The organism is Brevundimonas sp. CURTG3B2_SDJG (assembly GCF_057364705.1).
In genome coordinates this window covers 1-1,871 of record NZ_JBNFOJ010000422.1, presented here as the reverse complement: position 1 = coordinate 1,871, position 1,871 = coordinate 1, and the positions used below count along the sequence as shown (strand labels likewise).

2 protein-coding genes and 1 pseudogene are annotated in these 1,871 nt (G+C 72.6%); all 3 read right to left on the bottom strand.

The window, feature by feature from the left end:
- Positions 1-190, bottom strand: a pseudogene (locus AC2W7C_RS17360) (Mur ligase domain-containing protein); the annotation flags it as partial.
- Complete coding sequence (locus tag AC2W7C_RS17355) at positions 187-558, bottom strand: penicillin-binding transpeptidase domain-containing protein (protein ID WP_486002485.1); 372 nt, start codon at positions 556-558, stop codon at positions 187-189. The gene AC2W7C_RS17355 and the pseudogene AC2W7C_RS17360, both read right to left, overlap by 4 nt.
- The coding region (locus AC2W7C_RS17350; protein ID WP_486002484.1) for a peptidoglycan D,D-transpeptidase FtsI family protein at positions 555-1,871 on the bottom strand (1,317 nt) is incomplete at its 5' end. The genes AC2W7C_RS17350 and AC2W7C_RS17355, both read right to left, overlap by 4 nt.

The window sequence follows — 1,871 nt, the reverse complement described above, 5'->3', positions numbered from 1 at the left end:
GCCAGGATGGCGGCGGCGCCCTGGGACAGGGCCTGGGGGAATGAAAGCGCGGCCGTCCGCGGCGCTGCCGGGCAGGGCCACGGAACAGCGAGCCGGGCGCGACCTTGCGGCTGTCGGCGGTCACGCCGGTGATCACCGGGTCCGACGGCACGTCGCGGTGCAGCAGGTCGGACAGACGGACCGCGCTCATCGCGTCACCGCTGGGGCGGCCGGCGGATCAATGACGCGCTGGACGTTCAGGAAGCCGGCGATCCGGTCCGTGACCCGGCCGACCACCGGGGCGGCGATGGCGCCGCCCAGGCGCGAGCCCTGGCTGGGCTCGTCGATCAACACGAAGATCACATAGCGCTGGGCGTCGTCCGGGCCGTCCGCGGGGAAGACGGCGGCGAACGAGCCGATGCCGTGACCGGCGTCGTAGCGGCCGTTGACCAGCTTGTTGGCCGATCCCGTCTTGCCGCCGACGCGCAGGCCCTCGGCGTTGGCCTGGCGGCCCGAACCGCGCAGGACGTTGGCCCGCATCAGCGCCCGGATGTCGCGCGAGGTCTCCGGGCTGATCACTTGCCGCCCCACGCGCCCGTGCCGCCGCGGCGCAGGGTCAGCGGCCGGAAGACGCCGCCGTTGACCAGGGCCACGGTCGCCGCGGTCATCTGCAGCGGCGTGATCATGATGCCGTAGCCGAACGACATCGAGGCGCGGGTCGAGTCCTGCCAGTTGGTCGGGCGCCGGGGACGGGCGGATTCGTGCAGCTCGATCGGCGCGGCGTCCAGCAGGCCCAGGCGGCCGAAATAGTCGCGCATCACGTCCGGCCCCATCTCCACGGCCATGCGCGACGTGCCGATGTTGGACGAGTGGAGGTAGACCTCCTCCAGCGTCAGGATCTTGTTGGTGGCGTGGAAGTCGCTGATGCGGCGATTGCCGATCATATAGGGCTGGGACGCGTCGAACAGGGTGCCCATGTCCGCCCGGCCCGTGTCGAGGCTGGCGGCGATGGTGAAGGTCTTGAACACCGAGCCCATCTCGTAGTGGGCCGAGGTGACGCGGTTCAGGCGATCGGTCGTCGGCCAGCTGGCCATGCCCAGGATTTCGCCGGTGCGCGCGTCGGCGACCACCCCGACCGCGCCCTTGGCCTCGGCGGCCGAGGCCGCGACGGCCAGTTCGTTCTCCAGCACGCCCTGGACGCGCAGATCGATCGACAGCGGGAAGCTCTCGCCCCGCTGGCCGGCCGCGCGGATGTCGGCGTTGAAGGCCAGTTCGGCGCCGGCGATCCCCTGCCCGCCCGTATCGGCCAGACCCAGCACGTGGGCCGCCGAGCCGCCCAGCGGATACACGCGCCGGTCCTCGGGTTCGAAGGTCACCCCCCCCAGCGCCAGGGCGTGGACGGCTTCCTTCTCCTGCGGCGTCAGGCCGGGCAGGACGATCAGGCGGCGGTCGCCGGCCAGCACCCGGTTCAGCTTGGCCAGCGACACCCGCGGCAGGGCGCGCTTGATCTGCCGGGCGGCCAGGCGGCGGTCCCAGACCTCCCGAGGGTCGATGTACAGGCCGTAGTGGGTGATGTTGGTGGCCAACAGGGCCCCATTGCGGTCGACGATGTCGGCGCGGACCACGGCGTTCGGATGGGCCACCGAGCCGACCCCGCCCTTGGGCGCCAGCAGGGCGGCGTTGGCCGCGCCCAGGGCCAGACAGACGAACACCGCCGAGAAGGCCATCAGAATCAGGAAGATGCGGACCCGGGTGTCTTCTTCCGGCCGGGCGTCGGCGCGGGCCCGACCGAACGAGTGCTCGACCCACCACATCGCCTCGGTCAGCCAGCGCCACGACGGGATGAAGCGGCGCGGCGCGAACGGCGCGCCGGGGGGCGCGGGGGCGGCGGG